The following is a 24,648-nucleotide window of genomic DNA, read 5'->3' as shown; positions in this document are numbered from 1 at the left end:
GGAAAGGGGACCGCGAAGCGGTGGAAGAGGTCCGTGGATAAGGCTTTTCTGTACGATCTCAGTATGGACAAAATGGTAGGATTCTGATAAAATATGCTATTGACTATCATGGAATACATGGAATAAAGGATGGATTATATATATGAAACGTATCGATGGCAAGGTACATCGTTTCGCGCATCTGATTGTCTATGGCTGTCAGATGAATCAGAGCGATGCGGAGCGCATGCTGGGGCAGTTGAAGACGATTGGGTATGAGCCGACGGAGGAGATGGGAGAGGCTGACCTCATCCTCATCAATACGTGCTGCGTGCGCGAGACGGCGGAAGACCGCGTCTACGGCAAGATCGGAGAGATCAAGCATCTCAAACGGCAGAATCCGGATCTGATCTTCGGCATCACGGGCTGCATGGCACAGAAGGAGGGCGAGGCTCTCATCAAGCGTGCGCCGCATATCGATTTCGTGCTCGGCACGAACAAGGTGCATGAGCTCACGCGCGTGGTGCGCGAGATCGAGGCGGAGCACGGCCATGTCGTCGATGTGGAGCTCGGCGAAACGGAGCTGCCGGATGATGTGCCGGTGGCGCGCAGCGGCAAGCTCTCGGCGTGGATTCCCATCATGTACGGCTGCAACAATTTCTGCACGTACTGCATCGTGCCGTATGTGCGCGGACGCGAGCGCAGCCGTCTGCCGGAGGAAATCGTGAAGGAAGTCCGGGAGGCCGTCGCAGCCGGCTACGAGGAGGTCACGCTGCTCGGGCAGAATGTCAATTCGTACGGCAAGGACCACAAGCAGGCGGATTTCGCCGATCTCCTGAAGATGGTCGACGAGGTGCCGGGCATTCGCCGCGTGCGCTTCATGACGTCGCATCCGAAGGATCTGTCGGATAAGGTCATCGCGGCCATCCGTGACGGCGAGCATCTCTGCGAGCACATCCATCTGCCCGTGCAGTACGGCAGCAACCGCATTTTAAAGGCCATGAACCGTGTCTACACAGTGGAATCCTACAAGGATCTCGTGCGCCGCATCCGCGCGGCCATCCCCGAGGTCAGCCTGACGACGGATCTCATCGTGGGTTTCCCGGGCGAGACGGATGAGGATTTTGCGCAGATGCTCGATTTCCTGCGCGAAATCCGCTACGATTCGGCCTATACCTTCATTTATTCGAAGCGTTCGGGCACGCCGGCCGCGAAGATGGAGGACCAGGTGCCGGAGGATGTCAAGAAGGCGCGCCTGCAGCAGCTCATGGATGTGCAGAATGAGATCAGCCTCGAGATCAATACGAAACTGCTCGGCAGGGAAGTCGAGGTCATGGTCGAGGGGCCGAGCAAGAATGACGCGGCCGTCTGGTCTGGGCGCACGCGCACGAACAAGATCGTCCTGTTCGCGCATGACGGCGAGCAGCCAGGCGATTTCGTGACGGTGAAGATCACGCACCCGCAGACCTGGGTGCTCAAGGGCGAGCGCGTCCACTGAGTGAAAATCCCTGGTATGACTGCCTGCAGGGGAACAGGCTGGTTTTTAACAGATGGAAAAGGTCTTCCTGCGGGAGGGCCTTTTCTCGTTTTATCGGCTGCCGGACGAGAAGGGAAGCAGCGCTGAATTTTTTTACAGGAGGTGTTTCTATCGATGGAAATGACACCGATGATGCGTCAGTATCTCGCGGCGAAGGAGCAGAATCCCGGTACGATCCTGTTCTTCCGTCTCGGTGATTTTTATGAGATGTTTTTTGACGATGCAAAGCTCGTATCGAAGGAGCTCGGGCTGACGCTGACGAGCCGCAGCAAGAATCCGGATAATGCGCCGATGTGCGGCGTGCCGTATCATGCGGCGGAGACTTATGTCAACAAGCTCGTGCAGAAGGGCTACAAGGTGGCCATCGCCGAGCAGATCGGCGATCCGAAGGCCAAGGGGCTGACGAAGCGCGAGGTCATCAAGATCATCACGCCGGGCACGGTCCTCTCGGAAGCGGCGCTCAAAGACGCGCAGAACAATTACATTGCACTCGTCTATGAGCAGGCGGAAAAGATCGTACTGACGGGTGCGGATATCTCGACGGGCGAGTGCTTCTACGGCATCTATCAGGGGCCGGACCGTCTGCAGATGCTGCAGGATGAGCTCTACCGCCTCATGATGCCGGAGCTTTTGCTCGTCGGCAGGCTTTCCTTTGAGCAGGATCTGCGCGAATTCATCGCGCTGCGCCTGCCGCACTGCTCATTCACGATGATCGACGAGGTGTCGGCGCACATCGATGACCGTCTCGTCCAGCATTTCGACGCGGCGACACGCCCGACGGCACCCGAGGCCAGGGCGGCCGTCGCGACACTTCTCGATTACCTGCACGAGACCGTCAAGACGGATCTTACGCACCTCAACCAGCTCACGTATCTCGATGCTTCGGAAAATCTCGTGGTCGACACGTATACGCTGCGCAATCTTGAGATTACGCGCAACCTGCGTGACGGCGGCAAGAAGGATACACTGCTCGATGTGCTCGATTTCACGGAAACGGCCATGGGCAGCCGCCTCCTCAAGAAATGGCTCGAGTACCCGCTTTTAAGCATCCCGAAAATCAGCCGGCGGCAGGATGCCGTGGAGGAGTTTGCGGCGGATTTCGCGCTGCGCGGCGGCGTGCGGCAGGGCTGCAAGGAAATCCATGATTTCGAGCGCCTCCTGACGCGCATCGAGGTCGGCACGGCCAACGCGCGCGACCTCATCGCCCTCAAGATTTCGCTGATGTGCCTGCCGGGCATCAAGGAAAATATGAAGGGGGTCAAGTCGGAGCTCTTGCGGCAGTGCGCGGCAGGCATCGAGTGCTTCGCGGAGCTCGTCGACCTGCTGGAACGGTCCATCGTCGATGAGCCGGGCATCAGCCTGCGCGAGGGCGGCATCATCAAGACGGGCTACAATGAAGAGCTCGACGAGTACCGCCGCATCTCGCACGACAGCAAGGCTATGCTGCAGGAGATCGAGGAGCGCGAGCGCGAGCAGACGGGAATCAAGACGCTCAAGATCGGCTACAACAAGGTATTTGGCTACTATATTGAAGTGCGCCACAGCGGCACGTCGCTCGTGCCGGACCGCTACATCCGCAAGCAGACGCTCGCGAACGCCGAGCGCTACATCACGGAGGAGCTCAAGGAATTCGAAACGAAGATCCTCGGCGCACAGGAAAAGATTGTCAATATCGAATACAATCTCTTCACGGAGGTACGCGAGACAATCAAGGCGCATCTGACTGAGGTGCAGCAGACTGCGCATGAAATCGCGCTCGTCGATGTGCTCGCGAGCCTCGCCGAAGCGGCCAGCACGTATCATTACGTGCGTCCGCAGCTGACGATGAACGGGGCCATCGACATCAAGGATGGCCGCCACCCGCTCGTCGAGCGCATCCTGACGCGCGACCTCTTCGTGCCGAACGACACGCAGCTCGACCATCACGATTGCGAGATCATGCTGATCACGGGGCCGAACATGGCCGGCAAGTCCACTTACATGCGCCAGGTGGCCCTTCTGACGCTCATGGCGCAGATTGGCAGCTTCATCCCGGCGCGCGAGGCATCGATTTCGCCTGTGGACCGCATCTTCACGCGCATCGGCGCGAGTGACGACCTCGTGAGCGGACAGAGCACCTTCATGGTGGAGATGAATGAGGTCGCGCAGATCCTGAAGTACGCGACGAAGGACAGCCTCGTCATCCTCGACGAGATTGGCCGCGGCACGAGCACATTCGACGGCATGAGCATTGCGCGCGCCGTCATCGAATACATCGAGAAGAAGGTCCATGCCAAGACGCTTTTCGCGACGCATTACCATGAGCTCACGGACCTCGAGGACGAGAAAATCAAGAATTACTGCGTGGCCGTCAAGGAACGCGGCAAGCAGGTGGCCTTCCTGCGCCGCATCATCAAGGGCGCGGCGGACAAGTCGTACGGCATCCACGTCGCGCGCCTCGCGGGTCTGCCAAAATCCGTGACGGCCCGTGCCGAGGAAATCCTTGCGGAGCTCGAGGCCGCGGCGCCGGAGCAGGCGGCCGTACCGGCTGCCGGGCAGACGGCAGAGGCGTCCAAGGGGACTGCGGCTGCTGCAGTTTCGGCAGGACAGAAGCAGGCGGACGCTTCGATGGGCTCGCTCTTTTCCTCGAGCCTCGCGTCGTCGCTTTTGGCACTCGATGTCATGACGATGACGCCGCTTGAGGCCATGAACGCACTTTACAAGCTGCAGGAGCAGGCGAAACGGGAGGAGGGTCAGGCATGAGCACGATTCACGTACTCGATGACAACACCATCAACAAAATCGCGGCCGGCGAGGTCGTCGAACGGCCGGCGTCTGTCATCAAGGAGCTCGTCGAGAACGCCATGGATGCCGGTGCGACGCGCATCGAGGTCGAGATTATGGCGGGCGGCACGAGCTTCATGCGCGTGACGGACAATGGCCGGGGCATGAGCGCGGAGGATGCACGCCTGGCCATCCTGCGCCATGCGACGAGCAAGATCAAGGCCGTCAGCGACCTCAACACGATTGGCACGCTGGGTTTCCGCGGCGAGGCCCTGCCGACAATCGCCTCAGTCTCGCGCTTTTCCCTGTTGACGCGGCAGGAAGGCGAGGACCTCGGCACGCGCGTCGATATCTGCGGCGGGCAGGAGCCCGATATCCGCGAGGCCGGCTGCAGCCTCGGCACGACGATCAAGGTTGAGGATCTCTTCTTCAACACGCCGGCACGCAAGAAATTCCTCAAGACGACGCATACGGAGGGCGGCAAGATCAACGATTTCATCGTCAAATTGGCCCTCTCGCGCCCCGATATCGCGTTCCAGTTCATCAACAACAATAAGGTATCCGTCGTGACGCCGGGCAACGGCAATCTCTTTGACGCCATCCGCGCCATCTACGGGGGCAAGGCGGCCGATTCCCTGCTCGCACTGTCGCTCGACGGCGAGGAAATCCACATCTCGGGCTACATCACGAAACCGTCGATGCTCAAGAGCAGCCGCGCCTGGCAGACGTACATCGTCAATTCGCGCATCATCCAGAGCCGCGCAATCGCGAAAGCCATTGACAACGCCTATAAGTCGCTGATCCCGAAGAGCGGCTTCCCGCTGGCCGTGGTCAACATCGAGGTGCCGCAGCGCACGATTGACGTCAACGTGCATCCGCAGAAGAGCGAGCTCAAATTCGAGGATGAGAGCCGCGTCTTCAAGGCGGTCTACAAGGCCGTGCTCGATGCCATCCGGCCGGCGGCGGACCGCGCGCTCGGCGAGGTGGCGGCCGTCGTGGAAAAGCCCGAGCACCATTATACGATGGAGCCCATGCGCTTCGTGCCCGCGACGGAGCCGCTCTCGCCCGTGCCCTCGTGGCCGCGCCGGGAGCAGGCACCCTCTGGCAGGCCGCAGACCATTTACGAAGCCGTGCATGGCAGTGCAAGGCCTGCCATGGAATTTCACGAGGCACAGGCGGCCCTGCAGCAGGAGCGCCGCCAGGAAGTGGAAAGAAGGGCGGCAGCGCCAGCCGCTGCCGCCGTACAGGGCGAAGCGGGCATACAGCCGCAGGCAAAAACTGCCCCGCAGGCAGATCCTGCCGCCGAGCCCTGCCAGGAGCATGGCGTGCTGCTCGAGAATGACGGCAACATCATCCCCATTGGGCAGGTCGACCTCACGTACATCATCGCGCAGGACGCCAAGGGCCTCTACATCATCGACCAGCACGCGGCGCATGAGCGCATCCTGTTCGATAAGTTCTCGGCCATGGCCGAAGGCATCCCGTCGCAGCAGCTGCTCGTGCATCAGATCCTCTCGTTTGACGACAGCGAGGCTGCGCTCATTGAAGAGAACCGGGACCTCTTCGTCTCACTGGGCTTCCACATGGAGCCGAGCGGCGAGCGCGAATTCCGCCTCGTGGAGGTGCCGGCTGATGTGCCTGTCAGCGAGGCAGAGGACATCGTGCGGGAAATCCTGACGAATCTGCATGAGATGCACAAGACTTCCGCGGAGGAAATCCGTCAGGCGTGCCTGGCGACGACGGCCTGCCGCGCGGCCATCAAGGCCGGCGAAGAGCTCAGCCTGCGCCAGATGCAGATTATCCTGGACGAGCTCGCGCACACGCCGTTCCCGTACACCTGCCCGCACGGCCGTCCGACCATCCTGAAATTCAGCAACGACGAGCTCGCGAAGATGTTCAAGCGCACGGGCTTCGGCTTTTGACCCGGCTTGAGAGGAGGATTCTTTTGCACGAGACAAATGACATACGGGAAGCGTTGGACCTGGTGACACCAAAGGCATCAAGGATAAGAGCCGTCGCGACAACGGGGCGCAAGCAGACGGAAGACGCTGTGACGCTTGCGAGATGGGCGGCCGCGCACGCCGGCATCCCTTACATCGAGCGTCGAAACCGGTCATCGGCAGCCCTGCGCGAGCACTATGGCGCCGAGTTCCTGCTCGTGGCCAAGCACGGTCTCCTGACGCTTGAGACGCCGCACGGCGACCTCTTCTTCCACCCGAACATGGCGCATCTTCGCCTCAAGAACCTGCGCTTCGGCAGCGGCGGCGAGGGCGACCGTATGGTCGAGGCTATGGGGCTTGTGCGCGGCATGCACGTGCTCGACTGCACGCTGGGCTTCGGCGCCGACGCCATCGTCGCGAGCTTTGCGGTGGGGCCCGAAGGCTCCGTGACGGGCGTGGAGTCCGAGCCCCTCATCGAGACGGTCGTCGGCTACGGCCTGCAGCATTTCAAGGCGGAGAACTGGCCAATGCAGGAAGCCATGCGCGGCGTCCATACCGTCTGCGATGAGGCGGCACACTATCTGAAGACGCTGCCTGAAAAATCGTTCGACGTCGTCTACTTCGATCCGATGTTCCGCCATCCACTGATGGAGAGCCGCAGCCTCACGCCGCTGCGGACCGTCGCCAACTACGCGGCCATCACGCCCGCGATGATCGAGGATGCCTGCCGCGTCGCCCGCCACCGCGTCGTCTTCAAGGAGAATGCCCGCAGCCATGAGTTCGCGCGCCTGGGCTTTTCGCACATCATGGGCGGCAGGTACAGCAAGGTGCATTACGGCGTGCGCATTCTCGATGAAACTAACTGAATCAATACGAAATCGTGTGCAGATTTCTGTCCGTTTTGCGAAAGGCCGCTTCCTCATTGGCAGGAAGTGGCCTTTTTCCACGGAATTTCGTTGATTTATGGATTACATGATGATAAAATAAAAAAGAATGATTTGAGCGGCTACAATTTCATAAGCGATTCCTGAACGCGCGACGCTTCAGGTCTGCTTGTCGTATTACGAATTACGAACGCAATAAAATTCACTATAAAGAAAGAACTCAATCAGCATTATCAGTGGAGGTGTACTTTTTTGTCTAAAGGAGCACAAAAATTACAGATTATCCCTCTCGGAGGCCTGGGGGAAATCGGCAAGAATATGACGGTCATCCGTGTGGACGATGAGATCCTCGTCATCGATTCAGGCCTTATGTTCCCGGAAGAGGACATGCTCGGCATCGATCTCGTCATCCCGGATATCAGCTATCTCGTTGAGAACAAGGACAAGATCAAGGCCATCGTGCTGACGCACGGCCACGAGGATCACATCGGCGCACTGCCGTACGTCCTCAAGAAAATCAATGTGCCGGTCTACGGCACGCGGCTGACGCTCGGCATCCTCGAGGGACGTCTCAAGGAGAACGGCGTTGACTCGAGCAATCTGCATTCGGTCATGCAGGGCGACATCATCAATGTCGGCTGCTTCTCCGTCGGCTTCATCCGCGTCAACCACTCGATTCCTGACGCCGTCGGCCTTTCCATCAAGACGCCGGTCGGCATGATCGTGCATACGGGCGACTTCAAGCTCGACTACACGCCAATCGATGGCAAGATGACGGATTTCCGCCGGTTCTCGGATCTCGGCAACCGCGGCGTGCTCGTCCTCATGGCCGATTCGACGAATTCGGAGCGCGAAGGCCATACGCCGTCGGAGCGCACGGTCGGTGCGGCCTTTGACAAGGCGTTCCACAACGCACGCGGCCGCATCATCGTCGCGACGTTCTCGTCGAACGTCCACCGCATCCAGCAGGTCATTGACACGGCGGTGCGCTACAAGCGCCATGTTGCCGTACTTGGCCGCAGCATGGTCAACGTCGTCAACATCTCGCTCGAGCTCGGCTACATCACGGCGCCTGAGGGCACGCTCATCGACATCGATGAGATCCACAACTACCGCATGGAGCAGGTGGTCATCATCACGACGGGCAGCCAGGGCGAGCCGATGTCGGCTCTGACGCGCATGTCGATGTCGGATCACCGCAAGGTTGGCATTGTGCCGGGCGATACGGTCATCATCTCGGCCACGCCAATCCCGGGCAATGAGAAGCTTGTCTCGAAGACCATCGACAACCTCATGAAGCTCGGTGCCAACGTCATCTACGGCCGCAACCAGGGCATCCATGTCTCGGGCCATGCGAGCCGCGAAGAGCTCAAGCTCATGCACAATCTCGTGCGCCCGAAATTCTTCATCCCGGTCCACGGCGAGTACCACCATCTCGTGCAGCATGCACGCCTTGCCCGTGAGCTCGGCATGCCGAAGGAGAACATCTTCATCAGCGAGAACGGCCAGATCCTCGAGTTCACGCGCGAGAAGGGCCAGGTGGCCGGCAAGGTCACGGCCGGCATGGTCATGGTCGACGGCCTCGGCGTCGGCGATGTCGGCAACATCGTGCTGCGCGACCGCCGTCAGCTCTCGCAGGACGGTATTCTCATCGTCGTCGTGACGATGAACAAGCAGACGAACCGCGTCGTCGCCGGCCCGGACATCGTCTCGCGCGGCTTTGTTTACGTGCGCGAGTCGGAGGCCCTCATGGACGAGGCGAAGGCCCGCGTCCAGCAGGCACTCGACCGCTGCGAGGATGAAAAGGTCAAGGAATGGGCTGCCATCAAGGCGAACGTGCGCGATGCGCTCGGCCGCTATCTCTTCGAGAAGACCCGCCGCCGCCCGATGATCCTGCCGATCATCATGGAGGTCTGAGTCTTAGCACCATCATAAGGAATTTGAGCCGGAGCTGCGTCTCCGGCTTTTCTGCTGACTGCGGACAGAGAAGATCTGTCCGATTTCATGGGGGAAGGAGTGCGAGAATGCCGTTTACCCATCTTCATGTCCATACGGAATTCAGCCTGCTCGACGGCGCGAGCCGCATCAAGGATCTCATCGCGGCGACGAAAGAGCTCGGCATGGACAGCATTGCCATCACCGACCACGGCGCGATGTACGGGGTCATCGATTTTTATAAGGAAGCGAAGAAGCAGGGCGTGAAGCCCATCATCGGCTGCGAGGTCTACGTGGCGCCCGGCGACCGCAGAGACCGCCAGGAGACAGGCGGCGTGCGCTACTATCACCTGATCCTGCTCGCCGAGAATCAGACGGGCTACCGCAACCTCGTGCAGCTCGTCTCGCTCGCGAACATCGAGGGCATGTACTACAAGCCGCGCGTCGACAAGGAGCTCCTGCAAAAGTACCACGAGGGCATTATCTGCCTGTCGGCCTGCATTGCCGGCGAGATCCCGCGCGCCATCCTGCAGGATAACAGGGAGCATGCCGAGGCGCTCGTACAGGAATACCTCGGGATTTTCGGCCGCGACAATTTCTTCCTCGAAATCCAGAACCACGGGCTGCCCGAGGAACGCAAGGCCAATGCCGGGCTCGTGGAGCTCGCGAAGAAATACGATGTCGGGCTCGTTGCGACGAACGACCTGCATTACGTGCACCGCGAGGACAGTGAGTTTCACGACATCCTGCTCTGCATCCAGATGAGCAAGACGATTGACGACCCTTCGCGCATGCGCTTTGCGAGCGATGATTATTATCTCAAGTCACCCGAGGAGATGGCGGCGCTCTTTTCCAAGTATCCCGAGGCCATCACCAATACGGAAAAGATTGCGGCAAGGTGCCAGGTGGATTTTGAGTTTGGCCATCTGCAGCTGCCGTATTATCCAATCCCTTCGCCGTATGCCGACGACGAAGCGTATCTGCGCCATCTCTGCGAGGAGAATCTGCCGCGCCGCTACTCCGAGATTACGGAAAAGGTCCGGGAGCGCCTCGAATACGAGCTCGGCATCATCCACCGCATGGGCTACGACAGCTACTTCCTCATCGTCTGGGATTTCATCAATTATTCGCGCGAGCACGGCATCGGCGTGGGCCCGGGCCGCGGCTCGGCGGCCGGCAGCATCGTCGCGTACCTGCTCGGAATCACGAATCTTGATCCTCTGAAGTACGATCTGCTCTTTGAGCGCTTCCTGAACCCGGAGCGCGTGACGATGCCGGATATCGATGTGGACTTTGATTACATCCAGCGTGGCAGGGTCATCGATTACGTCAAGGAACGCTACGGCTACGACCATGTCGCGCAGATCGTGACGTTCGGCACGATGGCGGCCAAGGGCGCCATCCGCGATGTCGGCCGCGTGCTCAACATGCCGTATGCCGAGGTGGCGGAGATCGCGGGGCTCGTGCCCAACGAGCTCAAGATCACGCTCGACAAGGCCATGAAGGAGTCGGCCGATTTCCGACGGGCTTATGAGGAGCGTCCCGAGGTCAAGCGCCTCATCGACCTTGCGCGCAAGCTCGAGGGTCTGCCGCGCCACTCTTCGACACATGCGGCCGGCGTCGTGATCGCGCGCAACCCGCTGACGGATTACGTGCCCGTCTCGATCTCAGAGGGCACGCTCGTCACTGAGTACGACAAGGACCACGTCGAGGAGCTCGGCCTCCTCAAGATGGACTTCCTGGGCCTGCGCACGCTGACGGTCATCAGCGACACGCTCGCGAACATCGAGAAGAGCCGCCATGAGAAAATCGACATCGACAAGATTCCGCTCGAGGATGAGGCGACGTCGAAGATGCTCTGCGAGGGGCGCACGGGAGCCGTGTTCCAGATGGAGTCGTCCGGCATGACGCAGCTCGTGCGCGACCTCGCGCCCGAGGGCTTCTCTGACCTTATCCCGCTCGTCGCGCTCTACCGGCCGGGACCGCTCGGCAGCGGCATGGTTGAGGACTTCATCGCTGGGCGCCACGGCGAGAAGGAAGTCACCTACATGCATCCGCTGCTCGAGCCCATCCTCAAGGAAACGTTCGGCGTCGTGCTCTACCAGGAGCAGGTCATGCAGATCGTGCAGGTGCTCGCGGGCTTCACGCTCGGCCAGGCCGACCTCCTGCGCCGCGCCATGGGTAAGAAGAAGCACGAAATCCTGATGGCCCAGAAGGAGAATTTCCTGCAGGGCTGCGCGAAGAATCACATCGAGCCGGGGCTTGCCAACACGATCTTCGACCTCCTGACGCATTTCGCCGATTACGGCTTCAACAAGTCGCACAGTGCGGCGTATGCGCTCGTGGCCTGGCAGACGGCGTACCTCAAGGCACACTATCCGGCGGAGTTCATGGCCGCGATGCTCACGAGCATCATGGACACGCCGAAGGTATCGACGTATATCGAGCTCAGCCGCCGCATGGGCATCCGCATCCTGCCGCCCGACATCAATGCGAGCTCCTCGTATTTCAGCGTCGACGGCGATGCCATCCGTTTCGGTCTTGCGGCCGTCAAGAACGTCGGCGAGAGCGCCATCGAGAGCGTCGAGAAGATCCGTGCGCAGGACGGGCCGTTTGCTTCGCTGCAGGATTTCTGCGCGCGCGTCGATATGCGCATCGTCAACCGGCGCGTGATGGAAAGCCTCATCAAATGCGGTGCGTTCGACAGCACGGGCGCGAAGCGCAGCCAGCTGCTCGCCATCCTGCCGCAGGCCGTCACTGAGGCGTATCAGAAGCAGCGCGACCGCCAGAGCGGTCAGCTCGGCCTCTTCACGGAGGAGACGATGGGCGAGGCCGGTGCCATCAAGCTGCCCGACATCCCCGAAGTCTCGAAGCAGGAGATGCTGAACTGGGAGAAGGAGACGACGGGCTTCTACATCACGGGGCATCCCCTGGACCAGTTTGCCGACAAGCTCGCAAATCTGCCGCGCATCGGCTCGCTGCAGGAGAACGGCATCCGGAACCATCAGGTGCTGCGGCTCGGCGGCATGATTACGGAGGCCAAGCGCATCACGACGAAGAAGGGTGACACGATGTGCTTCGTGACGCTCGAGGATTTCACTGATTCGCTCGAGGTCACGGTGTTCCCGCGCATCTTCTACCAGCATGTCAACATGCTCGTGCCCGATTCGCCGATTGTCGTGCAGGGCAAGGCCGATATCACGACGGACGGTGAGGTCAAGCTCATCGCCGACACAATCTGGCCGCTCGACCTCTATCTCACGGAATACTACATCACCCTGCCGCCCGCGGGCCTTGACGAGCAGCAGAAAGCGGCGATGCATGAGATCTTTGCCGGGCACCGCGGCAATCACGTCACGTATTTCCACAGCCAGGGCCACTGGCAGAAGGCCTCAGGCGCGTTCTGGCTCGACGGCAGCCCCGAGGCGGACGCGGCACTCGCCGCGCTGCTCGGCGAGAACGCCATCAAGAAGCGGTGATGCCGGAATGTGTTGCGATTGGCGGGACAGAATGATAAAATAAACAGATGCATATCAATTCCCCGCAAGAGGGGAAAATAAGGAGCGTTTTGGATTTTGAAAAAGAGAACAGCCGGCCGGCTGCTGCTGGCGGGAAGCATGGCCGTTTCCTGCCTCATCAGCCCGCTCAGCCAGCAGCATGCCTGGGCGGAAGCCGTATACGATATCAAGGAGATGCCGCGTCCCGATGTGCCGGGGCTCGTCGTCCGTCCCGATGACCCCCTGCAGAACCTGACGGCCCGCTCGGCCGTCGTCATGGATGCCGCGACGGGGCAGGTCATCTACGCGCGCGACATGGATGCGCGGCGTTTCCCGGCCAGCACGACAAAGATCATGACGCTGATCCTGGCTCTCGAGAACTCGAATCTCGACGATGTGGTCACGGTCAGCAGCAACGCGGCCGGCACGGAAGGGTCGACCATCTGGCTCGAGGCCGGTGAGAAGATCCGCATGGGCGATCTGCTCTACGGCATGATGATGCATTCGGGCAACGATGCGACGGTGGCCGTCGCCGAACACATTGCCGGTTCCGTCGACAAGTTCGCGGCGATGATGACGAAGAAGGCGCACGAGATCGGCGCGGTCAACACGAACTTCGCCAATGCCAACGGTCTGCCGCGCGACGACCATTACACGACGGCCTACGATATGGCGCTCATCGCCTCCTATGGCTACAGGGTGCCGGGCTTCGAGGAGATCGTCAGCACGAAGGAGATGCACTTTGACTGGGTCAAGAACCCCGAGCACCGCCTGCGCAACGAGAACCAGATGCTCTGGCTCTACCGCGGCGCCAACGGCGTCAAGACCGGCTACACCGATGCGGCGGGCCGCTGCCTCGTCTCGGCGGCGAAAAAGGACGGCCTGCAGCTCGTGGCCGTCGTGCTCGATTCCGTCTACATGTGGAACGATTCCATCAAATTGCTCGACTACGGCTTCGCGCATGTGGAGCCCGTGACGCTCGTGACGGAGGGCGATGTCGCCGGCTATGCACCGACGGCGGGCGGCAACGGCACGCGCGTTCCCTTGAAGGCTGCCGGGACCATCACGCTCGCGAAGCTCAAGGAGGGCGATGCGCGCCAGTATGAGACGAAGCTCGAGATACCCCAGAAGCTGCAGGCTCCCGTCGAGGAGGGCGAGGTGGTCGGCCGCTTCGTCGTGCTGCTCGACGATAAGGAAGTCGCCGCGACGGATCTTCTGGCCGGCACGAGCGTCACGCGGCGCTCGTTCTTCCTGACGGTCTGGCACTGGCTGCAGTCGCTCCTGGGCGTTAGCAGTGCGAAGTGAGAATCATGTGCGGGCGCATGAGAAGCGTGTCATGAGAAAAGAAAAGGAAGTAGAGACAGCGATGGCAGAGCGTTTACAGAAAATCATCAGTCAGGCGGGCGTTGCGTCGCGCCGGGCGGCCGAGAAGCTCATCGAAGCGGGCCGTGTGGCCGTCGATGGCCAGGTCGTGCGCGAACTCGGCCTCAAATTCGAGGCTGAGGAGCACATCATAACGGTCGATGGCAAGCCATTGGCCAGCAGGGAGCGTCACGTCTACTTCCTGCTCAACAAGCCGAAGGGGTATCTCTCGACGGCGAAGGATGAGCGTGGGCGCCGCACGGTGCTCGACCTCCTGCCGGAGGTGCGCGAGCGCATCTATCCCGTCGGGCGGCTCGACAACAACACGGAGGGACTCCTGCTCATCACGAATGACGGCGCACTCATGAACGGCCTGCTGCACCCGAAGTACGAGGTGGAAAAGACGTACGTCGCGCGCGTGACGGGCGAGCTCACACCGGAGAAAATCAAGGCCCTGCGTGAGGGCTTGCTGCTCGAAGACGGCATGACGGCACCGGCCAGGGTAAAGCTCTTGGGAGAGGACCGCGGCCTCACGCGCGCAGCCATCACGATCCACGAGGGCCGCAACCGCCAGGTGCGCCGCATGTTCGCGGCCGTCGGCTGTGACGTGCGCGCGCTCAAGCGCACCCGTTTTGCCGGGCTCACGCTCCTGGGCGTGCCGCGCGGGCAGCACCGCGCGCTGCAGGCACAGGAAGTGCAGGCGCTTTACCGGCTGGCAGGTCTTGAGGAGGCAGAAGCATGAAACACATACTGGTGATCGGCGCGGGGCCGGCCGGCATGATGGCGGCCATCCGCGCCGCCGAGAACGGGGCGGCGGTCACGCTGCTCGAGAAGATGAAGAAGCCCGGACGCAAGATGATGATCACGGGCAAGGGACGCTGCAACATCACGAATGCGGCCGACGTGCCCGAAATCATCCGCAATATCCACGGCAACGGCGCTTTCCTCAACAGTTCCATGCGCGCGTATGACAACCGCGATGTCATGGAGTTCTTTGAGCAGCAGGGCGTGCCTGTCAAGGTGGAGCGCGGCAACCGCGTCTTCCCCGTCAGCGACAGGGCACAGGACGCCGTCGACGCCATGGTGCACCGGCTGCACGAGCTCGGCGTGACAATCGAGCTCGAGACACCCGTATCCGACATCCTGACACAGGATGGCCGTGTGGCGGGCGTGCGCACGAAAACGGGTGCGCATTACAAGGCCGATGCCGTGATTCTCGCTGTCGGCGGCGCGTCGTATCCGGGCACGGGGTCATCAGGTGACGGCTACGCAATGGCGGCAAAGCTCGGCCATATCATTGTGCCAATCCGCCCGTCGCTTGTGCCGCTCGAGACGGAGGAAGACTGGGTCAAGGATGTCCAGGGCCTCTCGCTGCGCAACGTGCGCGCGACGCTGCTCGCAGACGGCGAGCCCGTGCAGGAGCTCTTCGGCGAGATGATGTTCACGCATTTCGGCGTGACGGGACCGATCATCCTCTCGGCCAGCCGGCAGGCGGCTGAGTGCCTCGCGAAAAATCAGCTCGTGGAACTCACACTCAATCTCAAGCCCGCACTGACGCCCGAGAAGCTTGATGCAAGGATCCAGCGCGACTTTGCGCAGTACATCCGCAAGTCCCTCAAGAACGGCCTCGTGGACCTTCTGCCGCACAAGCTCATCGAGCCCGTGCTCGACTATGCCTACCTTGACCCCGACAAGCCCGTGCATCAGGTCACGGCCGAGGAGCGCCGCCGCCTCGTCGAGACGCTGCAGCATCTGACGCTGACCATCACGAAGACGCGGCCAATCGCCGAGGCCATCGTGACGGCCGGCGGCGTCTCCGTCAAGGAGATCAACCCGAAGACGATGGAATCGAAGCTCGTGCCCGGCCTCTACTTTGCCGGCGAGGTCGTCGATGTCGATGCTTACACGGGCGGCTACAACCTGCAGGCGGCCTTCTCGATGGGCAATGCCGCGGGCTGCTGGAGCGTCTGGAACGACGATTGAAAAGTACCAAAGGGGAGGGCGGGGCTATGCCGCCGTCCCTCTGAACATCTGAAAGACGAGAATGGAGGATTCCTTATGGAACAAACGAAGACCATCGCGCAGGCTGCTCGCGGCCTGCACGGCACCGTCGCAATCCCGGGCGACAAGTCCATTTCCCACCGCAGTGTCATGTTCTCGGCACTCGGCTCGACGCCTGTGCACATCACGAATTTCCTGCATGCCCAGGACTGCCTTTCGACAGCTGCCTGCATGCAGGCGCTCGGGGCTGCCGTGATGTTTGAGAGCGATACGGAGCTCACGGTCTGCGGCCATGGCCTGCACGGCCTTCAGGAACCGTCCTCCATCATCGATGCGGGCAATTCCGGCACGACGCTGCGCCTCATGATGGGCATCCTCGCACCGCAGCCGTTTCTCACGACCTTCACGGGCGATGCCTCGCTGCACAAGCGTCCGATGGGCCGTGTCATCAAGCCCCTGACGCAGATGGGCGCGAAGATCTACGGCCGCGCGCAGAACACGAAGCTGCCGATCACGGTCGTGCCGGCCGGCCGCAGGCTCTCGGGCATGGTCTATGAGAGTCCCGTCGCGAGCGCCCAGGTCAAGTCGGCCATCCTGCTCGCGGGCATGTACGCGGATGCCCCGACAACGGTCGTCGAGCCCTTCACGTCGCGCGACCACACGGAGCGCATGCTCGAGGCCTTCGGCGTTCACACGGTAAAAGAGGGCACGGCCGTGACCATCCGCCCGGTCGAGTCATTCACGGCGCCTGAGGCCATCGAGGTGCCCGGCGACATCAGCTCGGCCGCCTATTGGCTCGTGGCCGGCGCCATCGTGCCGGGCAGCAGCCTGCTCCTCAAAAATGTCGGCGTCAACCCGACGCGCACGGGCATCCTCGATGTGCTCAGGGCCATGGGCGCGCACATTGCGCTTCAAAATGAGCGCGTGAGCGGCGGCGAGGCGGCGGCTGACATCCGCGTCGAGACCTCGGCGCTCCACGGCACGTCGTTTGGAGCTGAGATCATGCCGCGCCTCATCGACGAGATTCCCGTCATCGCCGTGGCCGCACTCTTTGCCGAGGGCGACACGGTCATCACGGGCGCCGGCGAACTGCGCGTCAAGGAGACGGACCGCCTGCAGGCCATCGCGGACGAATTCAACAAGCTCGCGCCGGGCTCTGTAGAAGCCGGCGCGGACAGCCTCGTCATCCACGGCGGCACGAAGGTGCAGCATGCCTCGTGCTTCTCGTACGATGACCACCGCATGGCCATGTCGCTCGCCATTCTCGGCACGGCCGGCGCCGGCGTCACGCTCGAGCGCCCGGAATGCGTAAACATCTCGTATCCGGCGTTCTACCGGACGCTGCAGGACTTGCAGCAGTGAGCAGAGGCGCAAGAATCATTTGAGTTGGGGGTAACAGTCTTGAAGAAACTTGTAGTAGCAATCGACGGGCCGGCCGGAGCCGGCAAGAGCACCGTGGCGCAGCTGGCGGCCAAAAAGCTCGGCTATACGTACATCGACACGGGCGCCATGTACCGCGCCGTGGCCTGGAAGGTCCTGCAGCAGGGCGGCGAAGTCACGGACGAGAAGATTCTCTCCGTCGTGCCCACGATCGACGTGGACCTCTCGTATGAGAACGGCCGGACGACGGTGCGCGTGGATGGCCGCGACGTGACCGGGGAAATCCGCACGCCGGAGGTCAGCCACATCGTCTCGCAGGTTGCGGCGCTCGGCCCCGTGCGCGAGAAGATGGTCGACCTGCAGCGCAGGATGGCCACGCGCGGCGGCGTGCTCATGGACGGCCGCGACATCGCGACGAACGTGCTGCCGGATGCCGACGTCAAGATTTACCTGACGGCTTCCATCGAGGAGCGCGCGCAGCGCCGCTATAAGGAACTGTGCGAGAAGGGGCTTGCAGTAAACCTCGCCGACATCCGGCGCGACATCGCCGCGCGCGACAAGGCCGACATGGAGCGCGAGATCTCGCCGCTCGTCAAGGCGGACGACGCCACGCTGCTCGACACGACGGGCCTCACGATCGATGAGGTCGTCGCGAAGATCCTCGAAATGGCGGGTGAGAAGGCATGATCCTCTACGACATCCTCCGAGCTGTTTTCTGGTTTATCTTCCGGATTTTCTTCCGTGCGGACATTTCGGGCCGGGAGAACCTGCCGCAGGAAGGCCCCGTCATCCTCGCGGCCAATCACCTGAGCAACTGGGACCCGCCGCTGCTCGCCTGCTTCCTGTCGCGCCCCGTCAGCTACATGGCGAAGGTTGAGCTCTTCGAGCACCCGGTTTTCGGCGCGGCCATCCGCAACTGCCATGCCTTCCCCGTACGCCGCGGCGCTGCGGACCGCGGTGCCATCAAGGCAGCCGTCGGCGTCCTCAAGCAGGGCCATGTGCTCGGACTCTTCCCTGAGGGCACGCGCAGCAGGGACGGGCGCATGCACAAGGCGGAGGCAGGCGTCGGCCTGCTCGCGGCCATGAGCGGCGCGCCCGTCGTACCGGCCTGCATCGTCGGCACCGATCACGTCTTCGCGCACGGCAGCTGGTTGCCGAAATTCCACGTGCGCTACGGCGAGCCGATGCATTTTACGGGCGACCGCCGCAACAAGGAGGAGCTCGAGGCTTTTTCGCAGGAAATCATGCAGCACATCGCGGCCCTGCGCGCAGAAATCGAAAAAAATTCGTAAAAACCATTTGCCTGCGGCCCGCATGCATGATATACTAGGCTATAGATTGTAAAAAACACGGAAGTTCTCCGGTGCTTTTTGCAAGAATATGAATAATGGTGGTAGATGTATGGAAGTCATCTTGGCAGATTATCTCGGGTTTTGCTATGGCGTCAAGCGCGCCATCAAGATCGCGAGGGAAAATGCTTCGGAAGACGGGACTGCCTGTACGCTCGGACCCATCATCCACAATCCTCAGATGGTCGACCGCCTGCGGCGCGAAGGCGTCGGTTCGGTGGGTTCGCTTGAGGAGATGGAGCGCGGAACGGTCATCATCCGTTCGCATGGTGTCGGGCCGCAGGTCTATGAAGAAGCGGAGAGGCGCGGCCTCGAAGTGGTGGATGCAACGTGTCCCCATGTCAAGAAAGCGCAGCTTTCCGCAAAGGCGCTCGTTGATGAAGGATATCCTGTCATCATCATTGGAGAAAAAGATCACCCGGAGGTCCAGAGTATCTTTGAATGGTCCTCGGGGAAGGCAATGATTGTTGAGACAGAGGAGGAGGCCGATGCCGTCGAGCCCTCTGGCAAGCTCGGCATCGTGTGCCAGACGACTTTTTCAGGAGCGAAGTTCCGTCAGATTGTAATGCGCTTGCTGGATAAATCCAGGGATATCAGGATTCTGCGAACGATCTGTACGGCAACGGATCAGCGACAGGCCGCGGCCATCGAATTGGCGAGCAAAGTCGACCTCATGCTGGTCATAGGCGGCAAGAACAGTGCCAATACGACAAGGCTGGCTCAGCTTTGTTCCGAAAAATGCCTGACTTACCACATCGAAACGGCAGCTGAGCTGCACGACGAGTGGTTTGACAAAATAAAAAAAATTGGTATTACAGCTGGTGCTTCTACACCGGACTGGATTATCAAGGAGGTATATAAAAAGTGTCAGAACAGATGAATATGGAAGAATTGTTAGCGCAGGAGTCCATGCCGGATATCCAGGAACGTACCACTGTAAAAGGTAAAGTCATCCAGGTAAACCGCGATGAGGCTTACGTGGATATTGGCTATAAGCAGGAAATCGCTATTCCGAAGCGCGAGCTCGCTTACCCGGCTCCGGAATCCGCTGAAGATGTTGTCAAGGTCGGCGATGAGATCGACGTTTACGTCGTATCCCTCGGCGGCGACAACGGCGGCATCCTCTCCAAGGTCAAGGCTGACCGCATGGTTGCCTGGAAAGAGATGGAGAAGAAGAAGGAAGCTGGAGAGACGGTTCAGGCCAAGATTACGCAGGTTGTCAAGGGCGGCCTCGTAGCATCCGTCGATGGTCTGCGCGGCTTCATCCCGGCATCCCAGATGGAACTCCATTTTGTCAAGGATCTCTCCGTATACGTCGGCCAGACGGTTGAAGCTGAGATCATCGAGATTGATGTCCACAAGCAGCGTCTCGTTCTTTCCCGCCGTGCCCTGCTCGAGGCTGAGCGCGCTAAGAAGGAAGAGGAAGTCTTCTCCACGCTCGAAGCTGGCCAGACGGTCCGCGGCACGGTTAAGCGCCTCGTTGACTACGGTGCTTTCATCGATATCGGCGGCGTAGACGGCCTTGCTCACATCTCCGACCTCGCTTGGCACCGCGTTAAGCATCCGTCGGATGTTCTCGAAGTTGGCCAGGAACTCGATGTATATGTCAAGAACGTTGACGTTGAGAACAAGCGTATCTCGCTGTCCGTCAAGGACACGATGCGTGATCCGTGGCTCGACAACGCTGAGAAGTACAGCGAAGGCCAGATCATCGAAGGCAAAGTCATTAAACTGACGGACTTCGGTGCATTCATGGAAATCGAGCCGGGCTTTGATGGCCTGATCCCGATGGGCGAGCTCGCTGACAAGCGCATCGAGCGTGCTGATGAAGCCGTTCATGTCGGCGACATCGTTCGTGTCAAGATCCTTCGCATCGATATGAAGCGCAAACGCATTTCGCTTTCCATCACGAAGGCACGTGACTGATCTCGGCGTAAGCTGAAAAAGAAATAAGACATTTCTGAGGAGTGATGATTTATGCATCACTCCTTTGTTTGTAGTGCAAGAGAGTGAAACCATGAGCAAACATTACGCAGGCATCATCCTGCGCGTCTATCCCGGTAGCCTCGCAGAGGAACTCGAGCTCGTGCCGGGCGATAAGATCATAGAGATCAACGAGCAGCCGCTGCGCGACATCATCGACCTGAGCTTTGCGATGGCCGATGAGGAAATCGACCTGCTTGTCGAGCATGCGGACGGCGAGCGCGAGATCATCTCCTTCGAAAAGGATATGGATGAGGAGCTCGGCGTCGAGTTCGAGTCGGCCGTCTTTGACGGCATCCGCAACTGTGCGAACCACTGCTATTTCTGCTTTGTCGACATGATCGCACCGAACATGCGCCAGAGCCTTTCCATCAAGGACGACGACTACCGCCTGTCCTTCCTCTACGGCAATTTCGTCACGATGACGAACATGGGGCCGCGTGACTTCGAGCGCATCGAGAAATTCCACCTGTCGCCGCTCTTCGTGTCGGTGCAGTGCATGAACCCGGAGCTCCGCGCCCAGATGCTGCGCTGCCCCGGCGCGGCGCGCATCGCCGAGCAGCTCGACAACCTCGAGAAGGCCGGTGCCGATTACCACACGCAGGTCGTGCTCTGCCGCGGCCTCAACGATGGGGAGGAACTCGCACGCACGATCCGCGAGATCGTCGCGCGCCGTCCGCATGCCCTGTCGCTGGCCGTTGTGCCTGTTGGCGTCACGAAGTTCCGCACGGATCCGTTCCCGTTGCAGCAGTTTGATGCCGAGAGCGCCGCGCGCGTCATCGACGAGGCGGAGAAGTGGCAGAAGAAGCTCCAGCAGGAGGAGGGGCGCACGTTCCTCTACCTCGGTGACGAGTTCTACTTCCTCGCCGGCCGCCCCGTGCCGCCGACGGAGTTCTACGATGGCTTCCCGCAGCTCGACAACGGCATCGGACTGACGCGCAACTTCCTCAACGACTGGGAGCAGACGCAGCCGGGCCCCGCAGCGTACGAGGAGCCTGTGTACCTTGATGTCATCACGGGCACATCGGTCGCGCCCGTCATCGAGGAGCTCGCAGCGTCCGTGCAGGCGGAGAACCTGCACGTGCGCGTGCTGCCCGTCGCGAACGACTTTTTCGGCACAACCGTCAACGTCTCGGGCCTGCTGACGGCGAAGGACATCATCGCGGAGCTCCGCCGCCAAGAGGGGCCGCGCCACGGCATCCTCATCCCCGAGTCCGCCCTGCGCTCGGGCGAGGATATCTTCCTCGACGATGTGTCGCTGCAGCAGATGCAGCAGGAGTTCCCCGAGGCGCGCATCGAACCCGTGCAGACGGGCGCCGATTACCGCCGTGCCCTGACGGACTGGCATCATTACCACAAGGAACGCGCCGGCGAGACGGCCTACATGTGGCAGAGCAATGCAGGCTATACGAAAAATCCCTGAGAAAACCGGAGAAGCCTGGTTGGGAATACCCGGTCAAGCGCTTCTGCGTAAAAACGATACTTTGACAGACAGATAGAAAGAAGGATGAATATGAGCAAACCGATTGTGGCGATCGTAGGACGCCCGAATGTCGGCAAGTCGACGCTTTTCAACCAGATCGGCAAGAAGCGCGTCTCGATTGTCGACGATATTCCGGGCGTGACCCGCGACCGCATTTACCTCGATGCCGAATGGCTCAATCATGAATTCACTATGATCGATACGGGCGGCATCGAATTCGACGAGAGCAATCACATCCTCAAATCCATGCGCCAGCAGGCACAGCTCGCCATGGACGAGGCCGATGTCATCCTGTTCCTCGTCGATGGCCGCACGGGCCTGACGGCGGCTGATGAAGAAGTCGCCCGCATGCTGCGCGGCACGAAGAAGCCCGTCGTGCTCGGCGTCAATAAGATCGACAGCCCGCAGCGCGAGATGGATATCTATGAATTCTACAACCTGGGCCTCGGCGACCCAATCCCGCTCTCGGCTTCGAATGCCCGGAACCTCGGCGATCTGCTTGACGCGATTGTCGCTTCCTTCCCGGAGCATGAGGAGGAGCAGAAGGATGAGGACGAGATCAGCATCGCCGTCATCGGCCGCCCGAATGTCGGCAAGTCCTCCATCGTCAATGCCATTCTCGGTGAGGAGCGCGTCATTGTCAGCGATGTGCCGGGCACGACGCGCGACGCCATCGACACGCATTTCACGAAGGACGGCATCAAGTTCACACTGATCGATACGGCCGGCATGCGCCGCCGCGGCAAGATCGACGAGCCTGTGGAGCGCTACAGCGTCATGCGTTCGCTGCGCGCCATCGACCGTGCCGACGTCGTGCTCATGATGATCAATGCCTATGAGGGCATCACGGAGCAGGACAAGAAGATTGCGGGCTACGCGCACGAGTCGGGCAAGGGCGTCGTCATCGTCGTCAACAAATGGGATATCTACCCCGACAAGGACGACAAGTCGACGCTGCGCTTCACCGAGGAACTGCGCGATGAACTCGGCTTCCTGCAGTACGCGCCGGTGCTCTACACGTCGGCTTTGACGGGACAGCGCGTCTCGCGCGTGACGGAGCTCGTCAAGTACGTGGCCGAGCAGCAGTCGATGCGCATCAGGACGAGCGTGCTCAACGACCTCATTCGCGATGCCGTCTCGATTAACCCGCCGCCGATGCACCGCGGTAAGCGCCTCAAAATCCTCTTCATGACGCAGGCCGACATCCGCCCGCCGAAATTCATCATCTTTGTCAACGACCCCGAGCTCATGCACTTCTCGTATCTGCGCTTCATCGAGAACAAGCTGCGCGAGAGCTTTGGCTTTGAGGGTACGCCGCTGCAGCTCATCGTGCGCGCGCGTGACGAGGAGGAGGAATACCGCTGATGACGACTAGCGTTCTTATCACCTGTGTCGTGAGCTATCTTTTGGGGTCCATCCCGAACGGCCTTGTGTTCGGCAAGCTCCTCTGGCACGTCGACCTGCGCGAGCACGGCAGCCACAATATCGGCGCGACGAATGCCTGGCGCACGCTCGGCAAGGGGCCGGGCTTCCTGATTTTCCTGCTCGATTTCCTCAAGGGCGCCGTGAGCGTCTACCTCGCCGAGGTTCTGACGGGCATCCCCTTTGTCATGATCCTCGCGGGCGTGCTCGCGATTGTCGGCCATTCCTGTTCGCTCTTCCTGCACTTCAAGGGCGGCAAGGGCGTCGCGACGGGCCTCGGCGTCATCACGATGCTCATGCCGCTGCCGAGCCTCATCGTCTTTCTTGTCTGGCTTGTCATCGTCAAGGTGTCGGGCTACGTCTCGCTGGGGTCCTGCATCGCGGCGGCGCTCGTGCCCGTGCTCGCCTGGGCATTTTCGTACCCCTTGGAGTATACGGTTTTCGGCGTGCTCGCGGCGGCCTTCATCATCGTGCGTCACAAGTCCAACATTGCGCGTCTCCTCAATGGGACCGAAAGTAAGATACACGCGGGACACCGGGGAAACACGCGTGGATAAAATGTAATCATTTTTCGCATTTTATTGTATCGCTTTTGGACATTCCCGCAAAATATATTGGCATTCGTACACATAATATGGTATACTATCCTTTGTCAAAAGAATAGTATCCATTGGAGGCGTAATGTATGAATAAAGAGAAAAGCGGCTTCTTCCTCGTCCGTGAAGAGATTCTGCCAGAGGCGATCAAGAAGACCATCCGTGTCAAGGAAATGCTCAAGCGCGGCGATGCACGCACGATCAATGAGGCTGTCGAGAAGATGGAACTCTCGCGCAGTGCCTACTACAAGTACAAGGACTACGTGTTCCCGTTCTACGAGGCCAGCCAGAACAAGATTGTCACGCTCACGTTCCTGCTCGAGCACAAGAAGGGCGTCCTCTCGAGTGTGCTCAACACGATTTCGGCTGATTCGGGCAGCGTCATGACCATCAATCAGGGCATCCCCCTGCAGGGAGTAGCCAATGCGACGGTGTCCATTGAGACGGCCAACCTGTCGGTTGATCTCGAGGCACTGCTCGACAAGCTGCGCATGGTCGACGGGGTCAAGCGTCTCGAAGTTCTGGGGCAGTCCTGAG

At 60.6% G+C, this 24,648-nt stretch carries 18 protein-coding genes; all 18 read left to right on the top strand.

What is annotated here, in order from left to right; translation table 11 throughout:
• The first annotated feature begins 142 nt into the window (after positions 1–142).
• The 18 genes from miaB (at position 143) to DWX75_RS01155 (ending at position 24,647) form a co-directional block, all read left to right on the top strand.
• Complete coding sequence (miaB, locus tag DWX75_RS01240) at positions 143–1,477, top strand: tRNA (N6-isopentenyl adenosine(37)-C2)-methylthiotransferase MiaB (RefSeq protein WP_118014145.1); 1,335 nt, start codon at positions 143–145, stop codon at positions 1,475–1,477.
• 153 nt (positions 1,478–1,630) lie between these two features.
• Positions 1,631–4,258 carry a DNA mismatch repair protein MutS gene (gene mutS / locus DWX75_RS01235; RefSeq protein WP_118014142.1) on the top strand — a complete coding sequence of 876 codons (2,628 nt, stop codon included), beginning with the start codon at positions 1,631–1,633 and terminating at the stop codon, positions 4,256–4,258.
• The gene (gene mutL, locus DWX75_RS01230) at positions 4,255–6,201 is read left to right on the top strand and encodes a DNA mismatch repair endonuclease MutL (RefSeq protein WP_118014139.1); all 1,947 of its coding nucleotides are present in this window, start codon (positions 4,255–4,257) and stop codon (positions 6,199–6,201) included. The genes mutS and mutL overlap by 4 nt, the downstream gene beginning before the upstream one ends.
• A 23-nt stretch (positions 6,202–6,224) precedes the next feature.
• Positions 6,225–7,085, top strand: a complete 861-nt coding sequence (locus DWX75_RS01225; RefSeq protein ID WP_233519421.1) for a class I SAM-dependent methyltransferase — start codon at positions 6,225–6,227, stop codon at positions 7,083–7,085.
• A gap of 270 nt (positions 7,086–7,355) precedes the next feature.
• On the top strand, positions 7,356–9,020 hold the full coding sequence (locus DWX75_RS01220) for a ribonuclease J (protein WP_118014138.1): 1,665 nt from the start codon (positions 7,356–7,358) through the stop codon (positions 9,018–9,020).
• Between the two features lie 107 nt (positions 9,021–9,127).
• Positions 9,128–12,517 carry a DNA polymerase III subunit alpha gene (locus DWX75_RS01215; RefSeq protein ID WP_118014136.1) on the top strand — a complete coding sequence of 1,130 codons (3,390 nt, stop codon included), beginning with the start codon at positions 9,128–9,130 and terminating at the stop codon, positions 12,515–12,517.
• Between the two features lie 96 nt (positions 12,518–12,613).
• Positions 12,614–13,840: a D-alanyl-D-alanine carboxypeptidase family protein gene (locus DWX75_RS01210; protein WP_233519420.1), complete on the top strand. Its 1,227-nt coding sequence runs from the start codon at positions 12,614–12,616 to the stop codon at positions 13,838–13,840.
• A gap of 61 nt (positions 13,841–13,901) precedes the next feature.
• Entirely contained in the window at positions 13,902–14,639 is a 738-nt protein-coding gene (locus DWX75_RS01205) for a pseudouridine synthase (RefSeq protein ID WP_118014134.1), read from the top strand.
• Positions 14,636–15,880: an NAD(P)/FAD-dependent oxidoreductase gene (locus tag DWX75_RS01200; RefSeq protein WP_118014132.1), complete on the top strand. Its 1,245-nt coding sequence runs from the start codon at positions 14,636–14,638 to the stop codon at positions 15,878–15,880. Before DWX75_RS01205 ends, DWX75_RS01200 begins: the two co-directional genes overlap by 4 nt.
• A gap of 75 nt (positions 15,881–15,955) precedes the next feature.
• Positions 15,956–17,260: a 3-phosphoshikimate 1-carboxyvinyltransferase gene (gene aroA, locus DWX75_RS01195; RefSeq protein WP_118014130.1), complete on the top strand. Its 1,305-nt coding sequence runs from the start codon at positions 15,956–15,958 to the stop codon at positions 17,258–17,260.
• Positions 17,261–17,299: 39 nt separating this feature from the next.
• On the top strand, positions 17,300–17,965 hold the full coding sequence (gene cmk / locus DWX75_RS01190; RefSeq protein WP_118014128.1) for a (d)CMP kinase: 666 nt from the start codon (positions 17,300–17,302) through the stop codon (positions 17,963–17,965).
• Positions 17,965–18,570, top strand: a complete 606-nt coding sequence (locus tag DWX75_RS01185; protein WP_199497487.1) for a 1-acyl-sn-glycerol-3-phosphate acyltransferase — start codon at positions 17,965–17,967, stop codon at positions 18,568–18,570. Before cmk ends, DWX75_RS01185 begins: the two co-directional genes overlap by 1 nt.
• Before the next feature lie 109 nt (positions 18,571–18,679).
• Positions 18,680–19,507 carry a 4-hydroxy-3-methylbut-2-enyl diphosphate reductase gene (gene ispH, locus DWX75_RS01180; RefSeq protein ID WP_118014124.1) on the top strand — a complete coding sequence of 276 codons (828 nt, stop codon included), beginning with the start codon at positions 18,680–18,682 and terminating at the stop codon, positions 19,505–19,507.
• A gap of 2 nt (positions 19,508–19,509) precedes the next feature.
• A complete protein-coding gene (rpsA, locus tag DWX75_RS01175) occupies positions 19,510–20,553 on the top strand; it encodes a 30S ribosomal protein S1 (RefSeq protein ID WP_233519425.1) in 1,044 nt (347 codons plus the stop codon).
• Positions 20,554–20,644: 91 nt separating this feature from the next.
• Positions 20,645–22,033, top strand: coding sequence for a DUF512 domain-containing protein (locus DWX75_RS01170; RefSeq protein ID WP_118014120.1), 1,389 nt, complete (start codon positions 20,645–20,647; stop codon positions 22,031–22,033).
• Between the two features lie 90 nt (positions 22,034–22,123).
• Positions 22,124–23,458: a ribosome biogenesis GTPase Der gene (gene der, locus DWX75_RS01165; RefSeq protein ID WP_118014118.1), complete on the top strand. Its 1,335-nt coding sequence runs from the start codon at positions 22,124–22,126 to the stop codon at positions 23,456–23,458.
• Entirely contained in the window at positions 23,458–24,072 is a 615-nt protein-coding gene (gene plsY / locus DWX75_RS01160) for a glycerol-3-phosphate 1-O-acyltransferase PlsY (RefSeq protein ID WP_118014116.1), read from the top strand. The genes der and plsY overlap by 1 nt, the downstream gene beginning before the upstream one ends.
• Positions 24,073–24,200: 128 nt before the next feature.
• A complete protein-coding gene (locus DWX75_RS01155) occupies positions 24,201–24,647 on the top strand; it encodes an ACT domain-containing protein (RefSeq protein ID WP_118014114.1) in 447 nt (148 codons plus the stop codon).
• Position 24,648 lies beyond the last annotated feature (1 nt).

The organism is Mitsuokella sp. AF21-1AC (assembly GCF_003458855.1).
GTDB lineage: Bacteria > Bacillota > Negativicutes > Selenomonadales > Selenomonadaceae > Mitsuokella.
Note: the sequence above shows the minus strand (reverse complement) of the source record. Positions and strands in the feature narration are given on the sequence as shown.